General features: G+C 36.5%; 7 protein-coding genes. All 7 read right to left on the bottom strand.

Features of this window, described 5'->3' with window-relative positions:
• Positions 1-416: 416 nt before the first annotated feature.
• The 7 genes from KHA98_RS06470 to KHA98_RS06440 all read right to left on the bottom strand — a co-directional run bounded on the left by KHA98_RS06470 (position 417) and on the right by KHA98_RS06440 (position 17,701).
• Positions 417-6,728 carry a tail fiber domain-containing protein gene (locus tag KHA98_RS06470; RefSeq protein ID WP_213256450.1) on the bottom strand — a complete coding sequence of 2,104 codons (6,312 nt, stop codon included), beginning with the start codon at positions 6,726-6,728 and terminating at the stop codon, positions 417-419.
• 648 nt (positions 6,729-7,376) lie between these two features.
• Positions 7,377-7,964 (bottom strand): PAS domain-containing protein, encoded by a 588-nt coding sequence (locus tag KHA98_RS06465; protein WP_213256448.1) that lies wholly within the window; start codon positions 7,962-7,964, stop codon positions 7,377-7,379.
• 65 nt (positions 7,965-8,029) lie between these two features.
• On the bottom strand, positions 8,030-9,022 hold the full coding sequence (locus tag KHA98_RS06460; protein WP_213256446.1) for a helix-turn-helix domain-containing protein: 993 nt from the start codon (positions 9,020-9,022) through the stop codon (positions 8,030-8,032).
• 441 nt (positions 9,023-9,463) lie between these two features.
• Positions 9,464-10,459, bottom strand: a complete 996-nt coding sequence (locus tag KHA98_RS06455) for a helix-turn-helix transcriptional regulator (protein ID WP_213256444.1) — start codon at positions 10,457-10,459, stop codon at positions 9,464-9,466.
• A complete protein-coding gene (locus tag KHA98_RS06450) occupies positions 10,459-11,442 on the bottom strand; it encodes a helix-turn-helix transcriptional regulator (RefSeq protein WP_213256443.1) in 984 nt (327 codons plus the stop codon). Before KHA98_RS06450 ends, KHA98_RS06455 begins: the two co-directional genes overlap by 1 nt.
• 407 nt (positions 11,443-11,849) lie before the next feature.
• A complete protein-coding gene (locus tag KHA98_RS06445) occupies positions 11,850-13,127 on the bottom strand; it encodes an efflux RND transporter periplasmic adaptor subunit (RefSeq protein ID WP_213256441.1) in 1,278 nt (425 codons plus the stop codon).
• A gap of 257 nt (positions 13,128-13,384) precedes the next feature.
• Positions 13,385-17,701 carry a CusA/CzcA family heavy metal efflux RND transporter gene (locus KHA98_RS06440; protein ID WP_213256439.1) on the bottom strand — a complete coding sequence of 1,439 codons (4,317 nt, stop codon included), beginning with the start codon at positions 17,699-17,701 and terminating at the stop codon, positions 13,385-13,387.
• Between the last annotated feature and the right edge of the window lie 166 nt (positions 17,702-17,867).

Here is a 17,867-nt window from a genome sequence, read left to right as displayed (position 1 = left end):
TGCTTATTTTAAATATTTTAAAACTCTATTTTTTATTTGTCATAGAGAGAGGACGATTCAAATTGATCTTCCTTAAGTTTAGGCTTAGTGTTCTAAAACCAACTTTGTTATAAGTGATTGCTGTAAAAATCAGGGTGCAAATCATTGTAAAAAGTATTTTAAATTCCATCGCTTTTGTTATTAAAAATTTATATTACAAAGAGACGAAATGCGTATAACCAAAAACGTCAAATAAACATCAGATTAAGACACAATTTAACTTACATTGATTTAAACAACAGTAGCACATCATTATCCTGTTTGCTAAGATTTTAATCAAAAAAAAAAATGCTTGAATAAATAAATAATTCTCACATTTTTCTTTTTCTGATTAAAATTGAGCACAGCCTTCTTTAGGAAGACTGCGCTGCTTTTTACTATTTTTTAGATAATAACTGTTTTACAGCTTCTTTTAAACTATCTAATTCAGCTTGTTGTTTCTTTTGAGTTTGTTGTAACTCTTCCATCTTTTTATCCTTAAGTTTGATTTCGTTCTGTTGTTCTTTAACAGCTTCAACCAATACCGGAATAATCGTGGTATAAGAAACAGAGTAATACCCTTTGTCATCTACCGTTACTGCTTCTGGCAATACTTTTTCGATATCCTGAGCAATAACTCCTAACTGGTGTTTATCAGCAAAAGACATTTCTTTGAACTCGTCTTTTCTCCAGTTATAACCAACTCCTTTTATTTTCATAATTTTATCTACAGCGTTTACAATTGGCGTTATGTCCTTTTTATATCTTCTGTCTGAAGCATTTGTCCAAGCGGTTGTTCCACCTGATGCACCGTTTACATAGAATCTATATGAAGTATTTACACCTGCCTGATTAATCGCTAAACTTGAGCTTATTTTATCATAAATAAATACTCTGTTTTCAAATCCATTCGATCCAGTTACGTGAGCTAACTCAAATATATCATTACCCCTACCATTAAGCGATGACCCCATTATCCAACGATCATTATTTGCATTTCTAACAAAATTCAATTCGGCAGGATTTGCATAATTACCTGATAAATTTCCTGGATTAATTTGCATAACACTTCCTCTGATTACACCATTAACATCCAGTTTCCTACCTGGCGCTATTAAACCTATACCTACATTACCATTAGAAGCTATAGACATACGTTTATTATTGTTTGTCCAGAAGTCCAATCCATATACATTACCATTTGCTGCAGTACCTCTGTTAGAAGTTATTCCTTCTCCACTAGTTGTGGTTCCAAAAAACATACCCGTTCTCGTAGTACCATCACCAACATTTTCACCGTCTAACTGTAATGTTTTACTTATTACAGCATTACCTACAACACTTAGTTCTTTTCCTGGATTAGTTGTCCCAATACCAATTCTACCCATTTGATAGATATTTTGAGTATTACCAGTAGCTTCTGTTGTTGTTCCAGACACACGCCATGGCTCTATTGGGATATTTATTGATGCTGGCGTCCAGCTTGATCCACTCCATGACAAAACCTGAAATGCTGTAGGTGCTGTAGTACTTATTGGTCTACCTTGCAATTGATTCGCATTCCATAAATTTGACGTATTTAATGCTGAAATTACACGAGTTGAAGCATTAATTGCTATTCCTGTACCAGCAGTATACACAGGACCCGCAGGACCCGTTGCTCCTGTTGCTCCAGCAGGACCGGTTGCGCCAGCTGCACCAGTAGACCCAGCAACACCCTGAATACCTTGCAATCCTCTTGCTCCGGCTGCTCCGGTATCACCTTTTGCTCCGGCAGGACCTGTTGGACCAGCAATTCCCTGAATACCTTGTGCTCCAGTTGCTCCAGTTGCTCCAGTTGCTCCAGCTGCCCCGGTATCTCCTTTTGCTCCGGCAGCACCAGTTAATCCTATCGGACCTTGCAAACCTTGCGCTCCAGTTGCTCCAGCATCACCTTTATCTCCTTTTGCACCAGTTGTTCCAGCGATACCTTGTGGACCTTGCGCTCCAGTATCTCCTTTATCTCCTTTTGCTCCGGCAATACCCTGAATACCTTGTACACCCGTATCACCTTTTACTCCAGGAAGACCTTGTGAACCTTGTGCTCCAGTATCTCCTTTATCTCCTTTTGCTCCATCGGTTCCAGCGATACCTTGTGGACCTTGCGCTCCAGTATCTCCTTTTGCTCCAGGAAGTCCTTGTAAACCTTGTGCTCCTGTTGCTCCAACATCACCTTTTGCTCCGTCAGCTCCAGCGATACCTTGTGCACCTTGCGCTCCAGTATCACCTTTATCACCTTTTGCTCCATCAGTTCCAGCGATACCTTGTGGACCTTGAAGACCTACCGCACCATCTTTTCCATCAGTACCATTTGTTCCTGCTGCACCTTGTGGTCCAGTTAATCCAACTAATTGTTCTGGCGTGAAATCTTCGTATTTGAAATCTTTTCCATCAGTACCATTAGTACCGTTTGTTCCGTCAACACCATCTTTTCCGTTTGTTCCTGTTGCACCTTGTGGTCCAGTTAATCCAACTAATTGTTCTGGCGTAAAGTCTTCGTATTTGAAATCTTTTCCATCAACTCCGTCAGCTCCGTCAGTTCCATTAGAACCATCTTTTCCATTAGCTCCGTTTGTTCCTGCCGCACCTTGTGGTCCAGTTAAACCTACTAATTGCTCCGGTGTGAAATCTTCATATTTGAAATCTTTTCCGTTAGTTCCATTTGTACCATCAGTACCTTTTGGACCTGTTAATCCAACTAATTGTTCTGGCGTAAAGTCTTCGTATTTGAAATCTTTTCCGTCAACTCCATCTTTTCCATTTGTTCCTGCTGTACCTTGAGGTCCAGTTAAACCAACTAATTGTTCTGGTGTGAAATCTTCGTATTTGAAATCTTTTCCATCAGTACCATTAGTACCGTTTGTTCCGTCAACACCATCTTTTCCGTTTGTTCCTGTTGCACCTTGTGGTCCAGTTAATCCAACTAATTGTTCTGGCGTGAAATCTTCGTATTTGAAATCTTTTCCGTCAACTCCGTTTGTTCCGTCAGCACCTTGTGGCCCAGTTAAACCTACTAATTGCTCTGGTGTGAAATCTTCGTATTTGAAATCTTTTCCATCAATACCATTAGTACCGTTTGTTCCTGCCGTACCTTGTGGTCCAGTTAAACCTACTAATTGCTCTGGCGTGAAATCTTCATATTTGAAGTCTTTTCCGTCAATACCATTAGTACCGTTTGTTCCGTCAACTCCATCTTTTCCGTTTGTTCCGTCAGCACCTTCTGGTCCAGTTAAACCAACTAATTGCTCTGGTGTGAAATCTTCGTATTTGAAATCTTTTCCATCAATACCATTAGTACCGTTTGTTCCATCAACACCATCTTTCCCGTTTGTTCCTGATGCACCTTGTGGTCCAGTTAATCCAACTAATTGCTCTGGTGTGAAATCTTCATATTTGAAATCTTTTCCGTCAATACCATTAGTACCGTTTGTTCCGTCAACTCCTTTTGGTCCTGTTAATCCAACTAATTGCTCTGGCGTGAAATCTTCATATTTGAAATCTTTTCCATCAATACCATTAGTACCGTTTGTTCCGTCAACTCCATTTGTTCCGTTTGTACCATCAGTACCTTTTGGACCTGTTAATCCAACTAATTGCTCTGGCGTGAAATCTTCGTATTTGAAATCTTTTCCGTCAACTCCATCTTTTCCGTTAGTTCCTGCTGTACCTTGTGGTCCAGTTAAACCTACTAATTGTTCTGGCGTAAAATCTTCATATTTAAAATCTTTTCCGTCAGCACCATTTGTTCCGTTTGTTCCATCAACACCATCTTTTCCGTTTGTTCCGTCAACACCATCTTTTCCATTAGTTCCTGCTGCACCTTGTGGTCCAGTTAAACCAACTAATTGCTCCGGTGTAAAATCATCGTATTTGAAATCTTTTCCGTCAACTCCGTTTGTTCCGTCAGCACCTTTTGGTCCAGTTAAACCTACTAATTGCTCTGGTGTGAAATCTTCATATTTGAAATCTTTTCCGTCAATTCCATCTTTTCCGTTAGTTCCTGCTGCTCCTTCTGGCCCAGTTAAACCAACTAATTGTTCCGGTGTGAAATCATCGTATTTGAAATCTTTTCCATCAGTACCATTAGTTCCGTTAGTTCCATCAACACCATCTTTTCCGTTTGTTCCTGCCGCACCTTGTGGTCCAGTTAAACCTACTAATTGTTCTGGTGTGAAATCTTCATATTTGAAATCTTTTCCGTCAATACCATTAGTACCGTTTGTTCCGTCAACTCCATCTTTTCCGTTTGTTCCTGCTGCACCTTGAGGTCCAGTTAAACCAACTAATTGCTCTGGTGTGAAATCTTCGTATTTGAAATCTTTTCCGTCAATACCATTTGTTCCGTCAACTCCATTTGTTCCGTTTGTTCCTGCTGCACCTTGTGGTCCAGTTAAACCTACTAATTGTTCTGGCGTAAAATCTTCGTACTTGAAATCTTTTCCGTCAACTCCATTAGTTCCGTTTGTTCCGTCAGCACCTTTTGGTCCTGTCAATCCAACTAATTGCTCTGGCGTGAAATCTTCATATTTGAAGTCTTTTCCGTCAATACCATTTGTTCCGTTTGTTCCGTCAACTCCATCTTTTCCATTAGTTCCTGCTGTACCTTGTGGTCCAGTTAAACCAACTAATTGCTCTGGTGTAAAATCTTCGTATTTAAAATCTTTTCCATCAATACCATTAGTACCGTTTGTTCCTGCCGTACCTTGTGGTCCAGTTAAACCAACTAATTGCTCTGGTGTGAAGTCTTCATATTTGAAATCTTTTCCATCAATACCATTAGTACCGTTTGTTCCGTCAGCACCATCTTTTCCGTTAGTTCCTGCTGCACCTTGTGGTCCAGTTAAACCAACTAATTGTTCTGGTGTGAAATCTTCATATTTAAAATCTTTTCCATCAGTACCATTTGTTCCGTTTGTTCCGTCAGCACCATCTTTTCCGTTTGTTCCTGCTGCACCTTGTGGCCCAGTTAAACCAACTAATTGTTCTGGTGTGAAATCTTCGTATTTGAAATCTTTTCCGTCAATACCATTAGTACCGTTTGTTCCATCAACACCATCTTTTCCATTAGTTCCTGCTGTACCTTGTGGTCCAGTTAAACCAACTAATTGCTCTGGTGTAAAATCTTCGTATTTAAAATCTTTTCCATCAATACCATTAGTACCGTTTGTTCCTGCCGTACCTTGTGGTCCAGTTAAACCTACTAATTGCTCTGGCGTGAAATCTTCATATTTGAAGTCTTTTCCGTCAATACCATTAGTACCGTTTGTTCCGTCAGTTCCATTTGCACCAGGACTCCCCTTAATTCCTGTTAATCCACGTTCTCCCTGTGGACCAGTCAAACCAACTAATTGTTCTGGTGTGAAATCTTCGTATTTGAAATCTTTTCCGTCAACTCCGTGTGTTCCATCTGCTCCATTGGTTCCTGCTGTACCTTGCGGTCCAGTTAAACCTACTAATTGTTCTGGTGTAAAGTCTTCATATTTAAAATCTTTTCCGTCAGCTCCGTTTATTCCGTCAGTTCCATTAGAACCGTCTTTTCCATCAGCTCCGTTTGCTCCTGCTGTACCTTGCGGTCCAGTTAAACCTACTAATTGCTCTGGTGTAAAGTCTTCGTATTTGAAATCTTTTCCGTCAATACCATTAGTACCGTTTGTTCCTGCTGCACCTTGTGGTCCAGTTAATCCAACTAATTGCTCCGGCGTGAAATCTTCATATTTGAAGTCTTTACCATTAGTACCGTCAGTACCTTTTTCTCCTGGTTTACCTTCAGGTCCATTAATTGGTGTCCAGCTTCCGTCAGGATTCTGAACATAAACAATGTTCGTATTTATATCTGTATAAATATTAATATCTTTTCCAGGTGCACCAGGTGTACCAGCCTGCCCAGGCTCTCCTTTTCCAGATTCTGTACCTACTTTTCCTGCTTCACCCTTTTCTCCTTTTTCTCCCGGTTTACCTTCAGGTCCATTAATTGGAGTCCAGCTTCCGTCAGGATTCTGAACATAAACAATATTCGTATTTATATCTGTATAAATATTAATATCTTTTCCAGGTGCACCGGGTGTACCTGCCTGTCCAGGTGCACCTTTTCCAGATTCTGTACCTACTTGCCCTGCAGGACCTGCTGGTCCAATTGGACCTTGTTCTCCTTTTAAACTAGACAAAGTAATTTGATGAGACCTATTGTCTTCATCTTTATAAGTTAGAACCTGTGTTGTTGCATCATAAACTAATGATGTCAAGGTCTGATATAATGCTACATCTCCCTTAATATTAATAGTAGTTATATCACCATTTTCATTTTCGTAATTATAAGTTCCATCTCCATTATTTACCAGTCTTGTAACTGTTTCATGGAAATTACCAATTTCATCTTTGCCAATGATTCTTACCCATTTTAATCCATTCCAGTAGTAAAACCCTGGGGTAACATCATTAATCGTTTCAGTATTATAAACCAACAAACTAACCGCAGCAGTACCCACAACAGGGGCTTGCAGCGAAGTTTGTATTAGCCTAATACGTGGTATCAGTAATCCCTTATCCGTCGCGGTCACATCTAACTGCGAGGACTGATGCGGACTCAGGGTCCCTATACCTACCTGACTGTAAGCTGCTGTAGAAAACAACAACATACCTGTAAGTCCTAAAAAAGTGTTTTTAATATGCATAATGTTAATTTTAAATTGTTAAACGAACATGTTTACTCGCACCTTTATTTTTTTATACAATTGAAAAACAAACTGCTTGTAAATGTTTGGCTTAATTATCATTAAATATTTATGGTACAAATGAACAGAATCCTACATCCCAAAAACGTCAAAAAAATAGCATTTTAAGACACAATTTTCATTTATTACAACAATTTGACAATAACCAAGAAATCAACACATTTAAAAATGATAATTTTTCATTTTTTTAACAATTAGCTACAAAATATTTCAAAATTGAAAAAGCCCTTTTAAGAGAACTATACAAAAAGCCTTTTTGTGCGAATAACTTTCACAGGAGTGAGGAAGTAATTTTGGTAAATTATAAAAGTAAATTTCTTACAGAAAATATAAAAAAAGCGAAATACGTCTTTCTAATCAATAAATCATGCTAATTTTATTTTCGCTTAAAACAGTTCCATTAATAAAAAAAGTCTGAAAAAAATTCGAACTCAGTTGTTCAAATAATCTCCAGACTAATTCCAAAAAATAAAGTAAAAACAAACTTATCTTGTTAGAATTAAAAGCAAATCCTAACAAGTCTAAAAAACAATTTTATTGCACTTAAAAACAGCACCAATAAAATTGTTCACTAACTTCTTCTTCTTTTTAAAGTAAATAATGTACTTTTTTAATCAAATCGAATTGTCTTTCTTTTTGAAAATAAATATCAGTATGTGTTCCGGCCACTCTTAGTGCTTTTCCGTTTGTGTCACGTTTTATAACCTTACCTCTGGTTAAAATCCATTTGTATTTACCGTCAGAAGTTAGAACGCGATGCTGATTTTCAATAAAAGATGTCTTTCCGTCCAGATGATTATCTATAGTCCAATAATACTTTTTAAGATCTTCCGGATGCAACGCTCTGTCCCAAAGTTCTAATTTATCAAACACATCCTTAGAATTCAATCCGAGTATTTTTAATGCTTCTGCAGAATAATACACCACATTTGTAGTTACATCCCAGTCCCAGATTCCCGTGGCCGAAGCTTCAAGAGCAATACGACTTCGCTCATCATAAATTCTGGATGCTGCAATCTCATCTCTGTAATCTGTTATAAAAGAATCGTTAAGTTTAAAACTCAGGCTTCGATTTGTTTCTAATATAGCTTTTGAAGACATGCCTATATCATTTATCATGCTTTTTGGTAATAGACTTTTTATAACTGTACTTATCTTTTTTACACTTAATTCCATTGTTATTTAATTTTAGGACTCTTTATTAAAAATAAACCTCAACTATCTAATGTTTTATTTCCATTTTAATACTCTGACTTAACAAAATCATCCACAGGTTTATTTCCGTATTGCTGAAAGTATACGGAAGAAAATAAACTTACTTTTGAAAAATTCAATTCACGGGCAATATCAGATAACTTACTAAAGTTTTCGCTTCTCAGAAGTTCATTAGCCAAAATCATTTTTTCCCTTAAAAAAAAGTTCTTTGGAGTACATACAAACATTTTTTTAAACAGTATTTTAAATTTCGTTACAGACATTCCAGCTATATCTGCCAAAAACAATACTCCTGGAAATACATCAAATAGATTATTCATCAGATATTCCTTGGCCTGATTTAAGGCATTAACCTCTTTTTCTGATATATGATGCAGCATTGGAGTAAGGTTAGAATAGCGATTAATAAACTTTGCCAGTAATCTTAAACTCACACCTTGTAAATAAATCTCAAATGCAGGATCCAGAAATGATTTATTTTTAATAGCATGCATGATTAATTTGCTGTTACTATCAATATGATCATAAAAATACAGGGTGTTTTGGTCCGTTTTTATCTTACGCTTACGTTCTCCTTCTAACTCAGCGCTTATTATAGAGGTTCTTAAAAGTTCCTTACTCACAATAAGACGCATCGCAAAAACCCGCTCTCCAATAGCAGGCTGAAAAATATTTTCTATCGCATTATCAAAAACCCCAAGTCCAAGATTGGCTTTGTATCCAATTTTATGTTTAATGCCTTCAATATGAATCAAATTCATTTCGTCACTAAAATCATAATGAATTATGTACAAATCGTTATCTGATTTTAGTCTTTTTAAAAAAGTAACATCTTTAAACGTTAAGTCTAATAGCACTACTGAAAGCCCGGGGGCAACTGTAGAAAAGAAGAAACCGCCTTCTGCTATTTCTTCCGGAACAACTAAAAGTTTATCATCTGTTACTTCTGTTCCCAATTGTTTTGCAAGATCCTCTAACCAGACTGATGTCAAGGAATACGTATGGCTAATATTTATCATTCTTCTAATTATTCAATAAGGCTTTACCTAAATTTTAAAGCTTTATTACAAAGGCCATTTCAGCCTCATAGTTTTAATAAATTATCACTATGCAAATAGACAGATTGTTTTAACCTAAATAAGTCAAATAAATATCAGTATAAGACATTTTAAACAGTACTTAAAACATCAATCAGAAGCACTAAATACATCTCATTTTTAGCGATTTAGAGTTTAACACAACTCATTATTTCAGTAGAGGAAAGCCCGGTCGATAGCGATAAACGAAGTATCTCGCATCAACAGACGCTGACAAAGCCGGATGTTTATTGTGTAAAATTTCTAGTGTAGTTTTTCCTGAAATGTGGACTTCATAGAAGTAAGATACAGGAATAATAGCGCATTGTTTTTTTGCAAATAAAGTGTTTTTGCAGAATAAAAAAATGAAGTGTAGTTGTGATTTTAATAGCTTGCTTTCAAAAAATCTTCAACTGGTTTCCTTCCAAATTGCTGGTAATAAATCAAGGAGAACTTATTTACTTTAGGGTAATTAAGTTTACGGGAAATATCAGATATCTGATCAAAATTTTCGCTTTTAAGAAGCTCATTTGCCAAAATCATTTTTTGTCTTGTAAAAAAATAGCTTGGCGTCGCAACAAACATTTTCTTGAATAATGATTTGTATTTTGTTACCGACATTCCGGCCATTTCTGCCAAAAAATCGACTCCCGGAAATGATGTAAATAAATTATTCAGTAAAAATTGCATAGTCAGATTTAAGGCTTCAACCTCTTTATCCGGTATATGATGAAGCATTGGGGCCAAATTAGAATATCTGTTGATGAATTTTGACAGCAATCTTAAACTAACTCCCTGCAAATAGATTTCGAATGCGGGATCTAAAAAAGATTTATTTTTTATTCCATGTATAATAACCTTGCTTCGGCTGTCGATATGGTCATAAAAATAAAGTGTTTTTTTATCGCTTTTTATTTTACGTTTAGTAGCATCAAATATTTTTTGATCTGTAATTGATTTTTTCAAAAGTTCTTTCGTGACTAATAAGCGTAAGGCAAAAATACGCTCGCCAATTACAGGCCTGAAAACATTTTCTATTGCATGATCAATAACGCCCAATCCCAGATTAGCTTTGTATCCTATCTGATGTTTTACACCATCAACATAAATAAGATTTACTTCATCGCTAAAATCATAATGTATGATGTATAAACCATTGTCTGATTTAAGTCGTCTTACCGAAACTTGCTGATTGAATACTAAATCTAAGAGAACAACTGAAAAACCAGGAGCCACCTGCGTAAAAAAAAGACCTCCTTCTGCCAGTTCCGGCATAGTCACTATTTTATCGTCAATTATTTCTGCACCTTCTCCTAACTGCTCAAGTTGATTGTGCATCCATTCAGCATCCAGCGTGTATGTATGACGAATCTCTTTCATTATTCCAATTGTTTTACAAAATCTTTTGGTGACATTCCGAAAAACTCTTTAAATTTTGCCGCAAAATAAGAGCTGTTGGTAAAACTTAAAGTATCTGAAATCTGAGCAATATTAAGTTGCCTTTCCTGTAAAAGTCGTTTAGCTTTTAAGAGTTTATTGGTTAAAAAGAAGGAATTTGGAGTCATTCCGGTAATCTTCTTAAACAGCTTTTTATATTTGGATTCTGACATATTTATCTGCTGCGCCAGAAATTCAATGCTTGGAAATAATTGGTCTACATTGTCTACTAAATAAGACTGAGACTTTATAATAAACCTTAAATCATCATCATTGATTTTATCAATGACAATCTCTTCAAATGTCATTTTCTCAATATACTCTGCAATCAGATTTTGAACTGTACCTCTCAGATAAAGATCAAATGCCATCCCGCCTACTTCCTGATTTCTTAAATTCATCAAAAGATTGTAGCTATCGATACTCATCCTTGTAAATTTAATAATTGTATTCAGTTTTGGATTCAGGATTTCATCGGCATGGTCTTTTAAGGAAGGATTATTTTGAAAATATTCCTTTATAGTGTCTTTTTTCATAAAAATACAAAGAGCAAAACTTTCAGTTCCGGCTTTAACAATATAATCTGAACTTAAAGTACTGTCTATAATACCCAGATTATAATTCCATCTTCCTATAGGATTCTCAACATCATCTGCCATTAAAATAGCATCTCCTTCGGTAAGATTATAATAAAGCCCCAGAAAATCGTCTGTTTTATTCTCCATTCTAAAGAGAATTTCTGAAGTATATACAACATCTAAATACAACGCAGATATACCAAAACCTAAGTTCAAAAAGTATCGTTGTCCGGTATGTATATGATCTGGTACCATAATAAAATTACCTTCAACTTTACCTTCAAGGGCCGAGGCAAATGGCTCAACCCAATCCAACTCTACTCCGAAATGATGGATAATTTTTTTCATTCAGTGATTTAAATTGTTTAAGTGTAATTTTCACTAACAAAAATAATTTATTTTTAATACACTTTTTCATATAAGCTTATTATTTTTCTGTCAACATTTAATCTTTCTATCCACAGTATCAGATAATCACAAAAAACCGCATACCAATTGTCAAATAATGTGTGAAATAGGAATTAGAAAAGAAAAGGTCTAAATAAGGCTGTAAAAATGAAACCTGCCTAACAAGTAAAAATATACTTACAATATCTTTATTATTTCCGGTTACGCAAAGTATAATTCTGTAGAAAAAGAGCCTTATTTTCATTTTATACTAATTATACTACCAGGCTCTTTATTTTAAAAACAAAAAGCCTGACAAATTAAACTTTTGTCAGGCTTTATTATTACATTTAATTCAACATACAATATTAATGTTCGTGCTCTCCTGAATTACTAAGTTTTGCATTGACAAAAAAAGTTCCTTTGGTCACAATTTTAGTTCCCGCAGGTATTTCTTTAACAGGCGTAACCGCCGTATATCCAAGTTCTGAAACTCCTTTTGAAACTTCAATTTTTTCGAAATTCACACTATTGGCAGCTATTTTCTTTTCTTCCGCTTCATCATGTTTTTCTCCCGACTCAGCTTCATGTTCATGTTCTGCCTCCGGTTTTTTATCAGTTTGGGCAAAAATGTAATACTTGCCATCAGCTTCTGCGATTGCATCATTTGGTACAGCAGCCGTAAGAGCATTTCCAATACTTATCATTGCCGTAATATTCATTCCGTCAATCAATCCGGTTTTATTTCCTGTTACCGTACAATGCACTGCAACTGTTTTGCTTTCATTTTCGAATGAAGATCCAATATTAAATACTTTAGCTGTATAAGAAGTTGTAGGATTGTTGGTCAAAGTGAAATTTACTACTTGTCCAACTTTTACCATCGGAAGATCTTTTTCAAAAACCTGAAGATCAAGATGAATCAGACTATTATCTACAATCTCTACTACAGGAGAAGAAACATCTACATAACTTCCTATTTTAGCAAACTCGCTGCTTACTGTTCCGCTAACCGGACTCGTAACTGTTAATGCCGATCTTAAACTGGATGAATTAATTCCAGCGGGATTGATTCCCATGAGCTGAATTTGCTTCTGCAAAGATGCTTTACGCGCACGAAGCGCATTCATTTCGGCAGTTGCACTCTGCAAGTTTTTTAAAGCTCCTGCATTACCTTCCTGTAGTTCTTTCTGACGTCTCAATTCCTGATCTGCCAATGTAATCTTACTTCCAATCGTAAGATATTCTTCCTGCAATTGTATAAACTGTGGATTTTCGATCGTAGCAATCACCTGTCCTTTACGAACATAATCGCCCAATTGCACCTTTAGTGTTTTAACAACTCCGCCATATAATGATGTTGCATTTGCTTTGTTGTTGTTCGGAACTCGTAAAGCTCCATTCACTTTAATAGAAGCGGTAAGATTTTTATTCTCGATAGGCCCGAGAGTAATCCCCACAGATTTTAACTGCTCTTGCGTTAAAGTAGCAATTGTAGCAGCGGCTTCCTCGTGGTTCTCTTCGTTTGCAGATTCAGACTTTTCTGCTTCTTTTGTTGCCCCCTCACTCTCATTGCTTTTTTGTCCGCAACTTATCAATGAAAAGATTGCCGTAGCAGCAACCAGAATTTTAATGTTGACTTTCATGTATGCTTTTTTTTAAATTATCCAATGAAATCTGTCTTTAAACAGAAATCTTATATTTTATACTATTTAACCTATTGGATGATTTTTTTTCAATTCTACCAACAGCTTAGATTTAAATCTGCTTTAATCTGTATAAATCTGCGTGAAAAAATCTTTGTGCAAAAAGTATTTCGCGCAGATTTAGCAAATTTTAGCAGATCAAATTAGATTTTTTTGTTGAATAAAGCTATTTTACTCTATTCCTACCAACACTTTAATTATTTATTATTAAAGTAATTAAACTGAACAGCCGATTGATTGTACTGATTTAGAATATCCAGATAATTCTGGCGTATTCCAACCGCCTGACTCAGAAATTGCCCTAATTCTGCAAAACTGATTTCTCCTGCTTTATAACTTAATGTAGAAGCTTTTATAATTTCTTCTGCCTGTTTCAATCCGGTAGTTTCATAGTAATTCAGTAAAGAAAGGTTCTTTTCTATCTCTGCAACAGACGACGCTTTTTGGGTCTTCATCTGCTGCGTTTGATACGCCAGATTTTTTTCCTGTACTTCTTTCTCTGCCGAAGCCGCTTTTACTTTATTACGAGCATAACCAGCGCCAAATAATGGGAAGGAAGTCGTTGCCGAAAAACCGGTATAAGGATCATTTGCTCCCCATAATCTTTGACTGAAAACTCTTCCTGAAAACTCCGGCATATTACTGTTTTTCTGAACAGAAACATTAGAAGTTGCAATTTTTACATTTTGTTCCTGAAGCACCAGCAGCGGGTGAATTCCATTGCTTTCAGATAAGACTACATCAGCTTTCCCTAAGGGAGTTTCTAAAGGAAGCAACCATTCGTTCTGATTTAAAAGCATCATTAATTGTTGCTGCTGAACAACCATATCTTTTTTATTCTGATCAGAAAAAGCATTTAATTCCTGAAGTTTGGCATCAGCCGCAATTCGGTCAAGCGCCGCAATGTCGCCCGCTTTTAGGCGAACTTCTGTCGTCTTTAAAAGTAAAGTATAAATACTGTCCAGACGCTTGTATAATAATTGCTTGTCCTGCAGATACCAAAGTTTATAATATGCCGTACGCACATCTCTTTTGATAGTTGCATTTAAAAGTCCTGTATTTAACTCTGCATATTTAAGCTGCTCATTAAAATAGTCTTTTCGTGCTGCATATAAACCCGGCCACGCAACAGCTTGCGATATACCAATTTTTAATATTCCGGTATTATCCGACGGACGATAATCTTCATTCTCTGCAAATATTCCTGTTTTAGGAATATCAACAGCAGTTTTTACATTCAGTCCGGCAGTTCGTATTTCAGCTTCATTTACTCCCAATTGCTGATTGTTTTTCAAAGCTGTTTCGATCGCTTTGTCCATTGAAATTCTTTCCTGCGCATTTGCAGATCCTAAACCTGCTAAGCAAAGTAGAATTATAGCTGTTGTATTTCCCATTTTAAAACTTCCTTTAAAATTGAATTTCGAATTAAAAATAATATACAGCAAAGGCAGTACAAACAAGGTAAGGAAAGTTGCTGTAATTAATCCTCCAATTACTACGGTTGCCAAAGGTTTTTGTACCTCAGCTCCTGCACTGCTGCTAATTGCCATTGGCAAAAATCCTAAAGAAGCTACAGTTGCTGTCATTAACACGGGACGAAGTCTGGTAATTGTTCCTTCTTTTACTCGTTCAAAAATATTGCTCATACCTTCTTTTTCAAGTTGGTTAAAGGTTCCTATTAAAACGATTCCATTTAAAACGGCAACACCAAACAAAGCAATAAAACCAATTCCGGCACTAATACTAAATGGCATTCCGCGAAGCATTAAGGCAAAAATACCACCAATAGCACTCATAGGAATTGCAGTAAATATCAAAATCGCCTGTTTGAAAGAACGGAAGGTAAAATACAGCAAAGCAAAAATCAAAAGTAGTGATACCGGAACAGCAACCATTAAACGGGCACTTGCTTCCTGAAGATTTTCAAACTGACCTCCATATGTAAAATAATATCCCGGTGGCAATTTTACCTTTTCAGCCAACTTCTTCTGTATATCCTCAACAACACTTTGAACATCGCGTCCTGCGACATTAAATCCTACCACAATTCGACGTTTTCCTGCTTCCCTGCTTATTTGTGCCGGTCCTAATTTATAATTGATGCTGGCTACCTGAGAAAGCGGAATCTGGTTTCCTGTATTAGTCGGAATCATTAGATTGCTTACATCATCAATTCCGCTTCTGTGAATACTGTCTAAACGAACAACCAGATCAAAACGTCTTTCATTTTCATACACTTGTCCGGTACTTTTTCCTGCAAAAGCGGTGCTTACAACATCATTTACATCTTCTATAGTAAGTCCGTAATTGGCAATTCGGGTTCTGTCGTATTCAATATTGATCTGTGGCAAACCGCTTACTCTTTCTATTTGTGGCGAAGTTGCGCCGGGAACACTCTGGATTACTTCACTTACTTCTTTTGCATACTTGGACAGTGTATCCAGATTTTCACCAAATATTTTTACGGCAACATCCTGTCTAATCCCAGTCATAAGCTCATTAAAACGCATCTGAATGGGTTGATTCTTTTCGAAGAAAACGCCCGGAATAACTTCCAGTTTTTCCATAATAGCATCAGCGAGTTCGTTATAATCCCTTCCTGATTTCCATTCTTTCTGAGGTTTTAAAACCACCATTAAATCGGTCGCTTCTGGAGGCATTGGGTCTGTTGGAACTTCGGCAGCTCCGGTTTTTCCAACTACCATTTTAACCTCATCAAATTGTTTGATAATTCGGGATGCCTGCATTGAGGTTTCTATACTCTGATTCAGTGAACTTCCCTGCGGAAGAATACAGTGAAACGCGTAATCACCTTCCTGAAGTTGCGGAATAAACTCCCCGCCCATTCTGGTAAAACAAACAATAGCAATCACAAATAAAAAACTTGTAAAACCAACCACAGCATATTTAATATGAATCACTTTTTGAAGCAACGGCTGATAAATATTCTGAAGCTTCTGCATCATTCTGTCACTAAAATTCTCTTTGTGATTTGGCTTTTTAGATAAAAATAAAGCACACATCATCGGAATATACGTTAGTGATAAAATCAAAGCTCCAAAAATGGCAAAACCTACAGTCTGCGCCATCGGACGGAACATTTTACCCTCAACACCAACAAGAGTCAGAATTGGAATATATACAATTAATATAATAATTTCTCCAAATGCAGCACTTGTACGTATTTTTGATGCAGATTGGAAAACTTCTTCATCCATTTCATCCTGCGTAAGACTTCGTATTGCTTTTCGTGCACCCAAATGATGTAGCGTGGCTTCTACAACAATTACAGCTCCATCTACAATAAGTCCAAAATCAATTGCTCCAAGAGACATTAAATTGGCACTTACTCCAAAAACATTCATCATTGCCAGTGCAAAAAGCATCGCAAGCGGAATGGCTGAGGCAACTATTAAACCGGCACGCAGATTTCCTAAAAATAAGACCAATACAAAAATTACAATCAAAGCTCCTTCAACAAGGTTTTTCTCCACCGTGCTTATGGCTCTTCCAACCAAATCGGTACGATCCAGAAAGGGTTCAATTGTAACATCATCAGGAAGTGATTTCTGAATCGTTGGCAGTTTCTCTTTGATGCGTTTCACGACTTCATTACTGTTTTCACCTTTTAACATCAGGACAACACCACCAACGGCATCTACTTCTCCGTTATACGTTAAAGCTCCGTATCTAACGGCTTTACCAAATCGTACTTCGGCTACATCACTTACATAAATTGGTGCTGCGCCGGTATTCTTAACCACAATCTTTTTTACATCATCTAATGAAGTAACAAGACCGATTCCTCTAATGAAATAAGCATTTGGTTTCTTATCAATATAAGCACCACCTGTATTTTGATTGTTTTTTTGTAATGCTGTAAAAATATCCGGAATACTCACACCCATTGCTTTTAATCTGTCTGGATTTACAGCAACTTCATATTGTTTTAATTCCCCTCCAAAACTGTTTACCTCAGCAATTCCGGGTGTTCCGTACAATTGTCTGGCAACAATCCAGTCCTGCATCGTACGAAGATCTTTTGCATTGTATTTATTCTTGCTGCCTTTTTTAGGGTGAATAATATACTGATACACTTCTCCAAGTCCTGTACTAACAGGCGCCATTTTTGGTGTTCCTGCGCCCTGAGGAATTTGATCCTGAGCCTCTTTCAGCCTTTCATTAATTAACTGTCTGGCAAAATAAATGTCTGTATCATCGTCAAAAACTACCGTTATTACCGATAATCCAAATCGCGAAATACTTCTGATTTCCTGAATTTTGGGAACCGTGGCAATACTTTGTTCAATGGGAAAAGTTACCAACTGTTCGACTTCCTGTCCTGCAAGTGTCGGACAACTTGTAAATATCTGAACCTGATTGTTTGTGATGTCAGGTACGGCATCGATAGGTAATTTGGTAGCGCTCCAGACACCCCAAATTATAAGAAGCAAAGTCATTATACCAATAACGATTTTGTTCTTTATACTGAATTTGATTATATTATCTAACACAATGTATTTTATTATTTAACGCTTAGAAAATAGTTTGTTTCACCAAAGACCGATGAAAACTCAGAAGTATGTTTACAGATTATATAACCGTAAAACTTATTTTACAGCATGATAATAGTGATTCTCAAAAAAGAAAAATCACAATCTGAATTACAACATAATTCAA

Source organism: Flavobacterium branchiicola (genome assembly GCF_018383905.1).
GTDB lineage: Bacteria > Bacteroidota > Bacteroidia > Flavobacteriales > Flavobacteriaceae > Flavobacterium > Flavobacterium branchiicola.
This window is presented reverse-complemented; position numbering and strand designations above follow the sequence as displayed.

Bases quoted from the DNA above. Each gene is read 5' to 3' on its own strand.
- KHA98_RS06470 (WP_213256450.1), bottom strand. From the start codon at position 6,728: ATGCATATTAAAAACACTTTTTTAGGACTTACAGGTATGTTGTTGTTT.
- KHA98_RS06465 (WP_213256448.1), bottom strand. From the start codon at position 7,964: ATGGAATTAAGTGTAAAAAAGATAAGTACAGTTATAAAAAGTCTATTA.
- KHA98_RS06460 (WP_213256446.1), bottom strand. From the start codon at position 9,022: ATGATAAATATTAGCCATACGTATTCCTTGACATCAGTCTGGTTAGAG.
- KHA98_RS06455 (WP_213256444.1), bottom strand. From the start codon at position 10,459: ATGAAAGAGATTCGTCATACATACACGCTGGATGCTGAATGGATGCAC.
- KHA98_RS06450 (WP_213256443.1), bottom strand. From the start codon at position 11,442: ATGAAAAAAATTATCCATCATTTCGGAGTAGAGTTGGATTGGGTTGAG.
- KHA98_RS06445 (WP_213256441.1), bottom strand. From the start codon at position 13,127: ATGAAAGTCAACATTAAAATTCTGGTTGCTGCTACGGCAATCTTTTCA.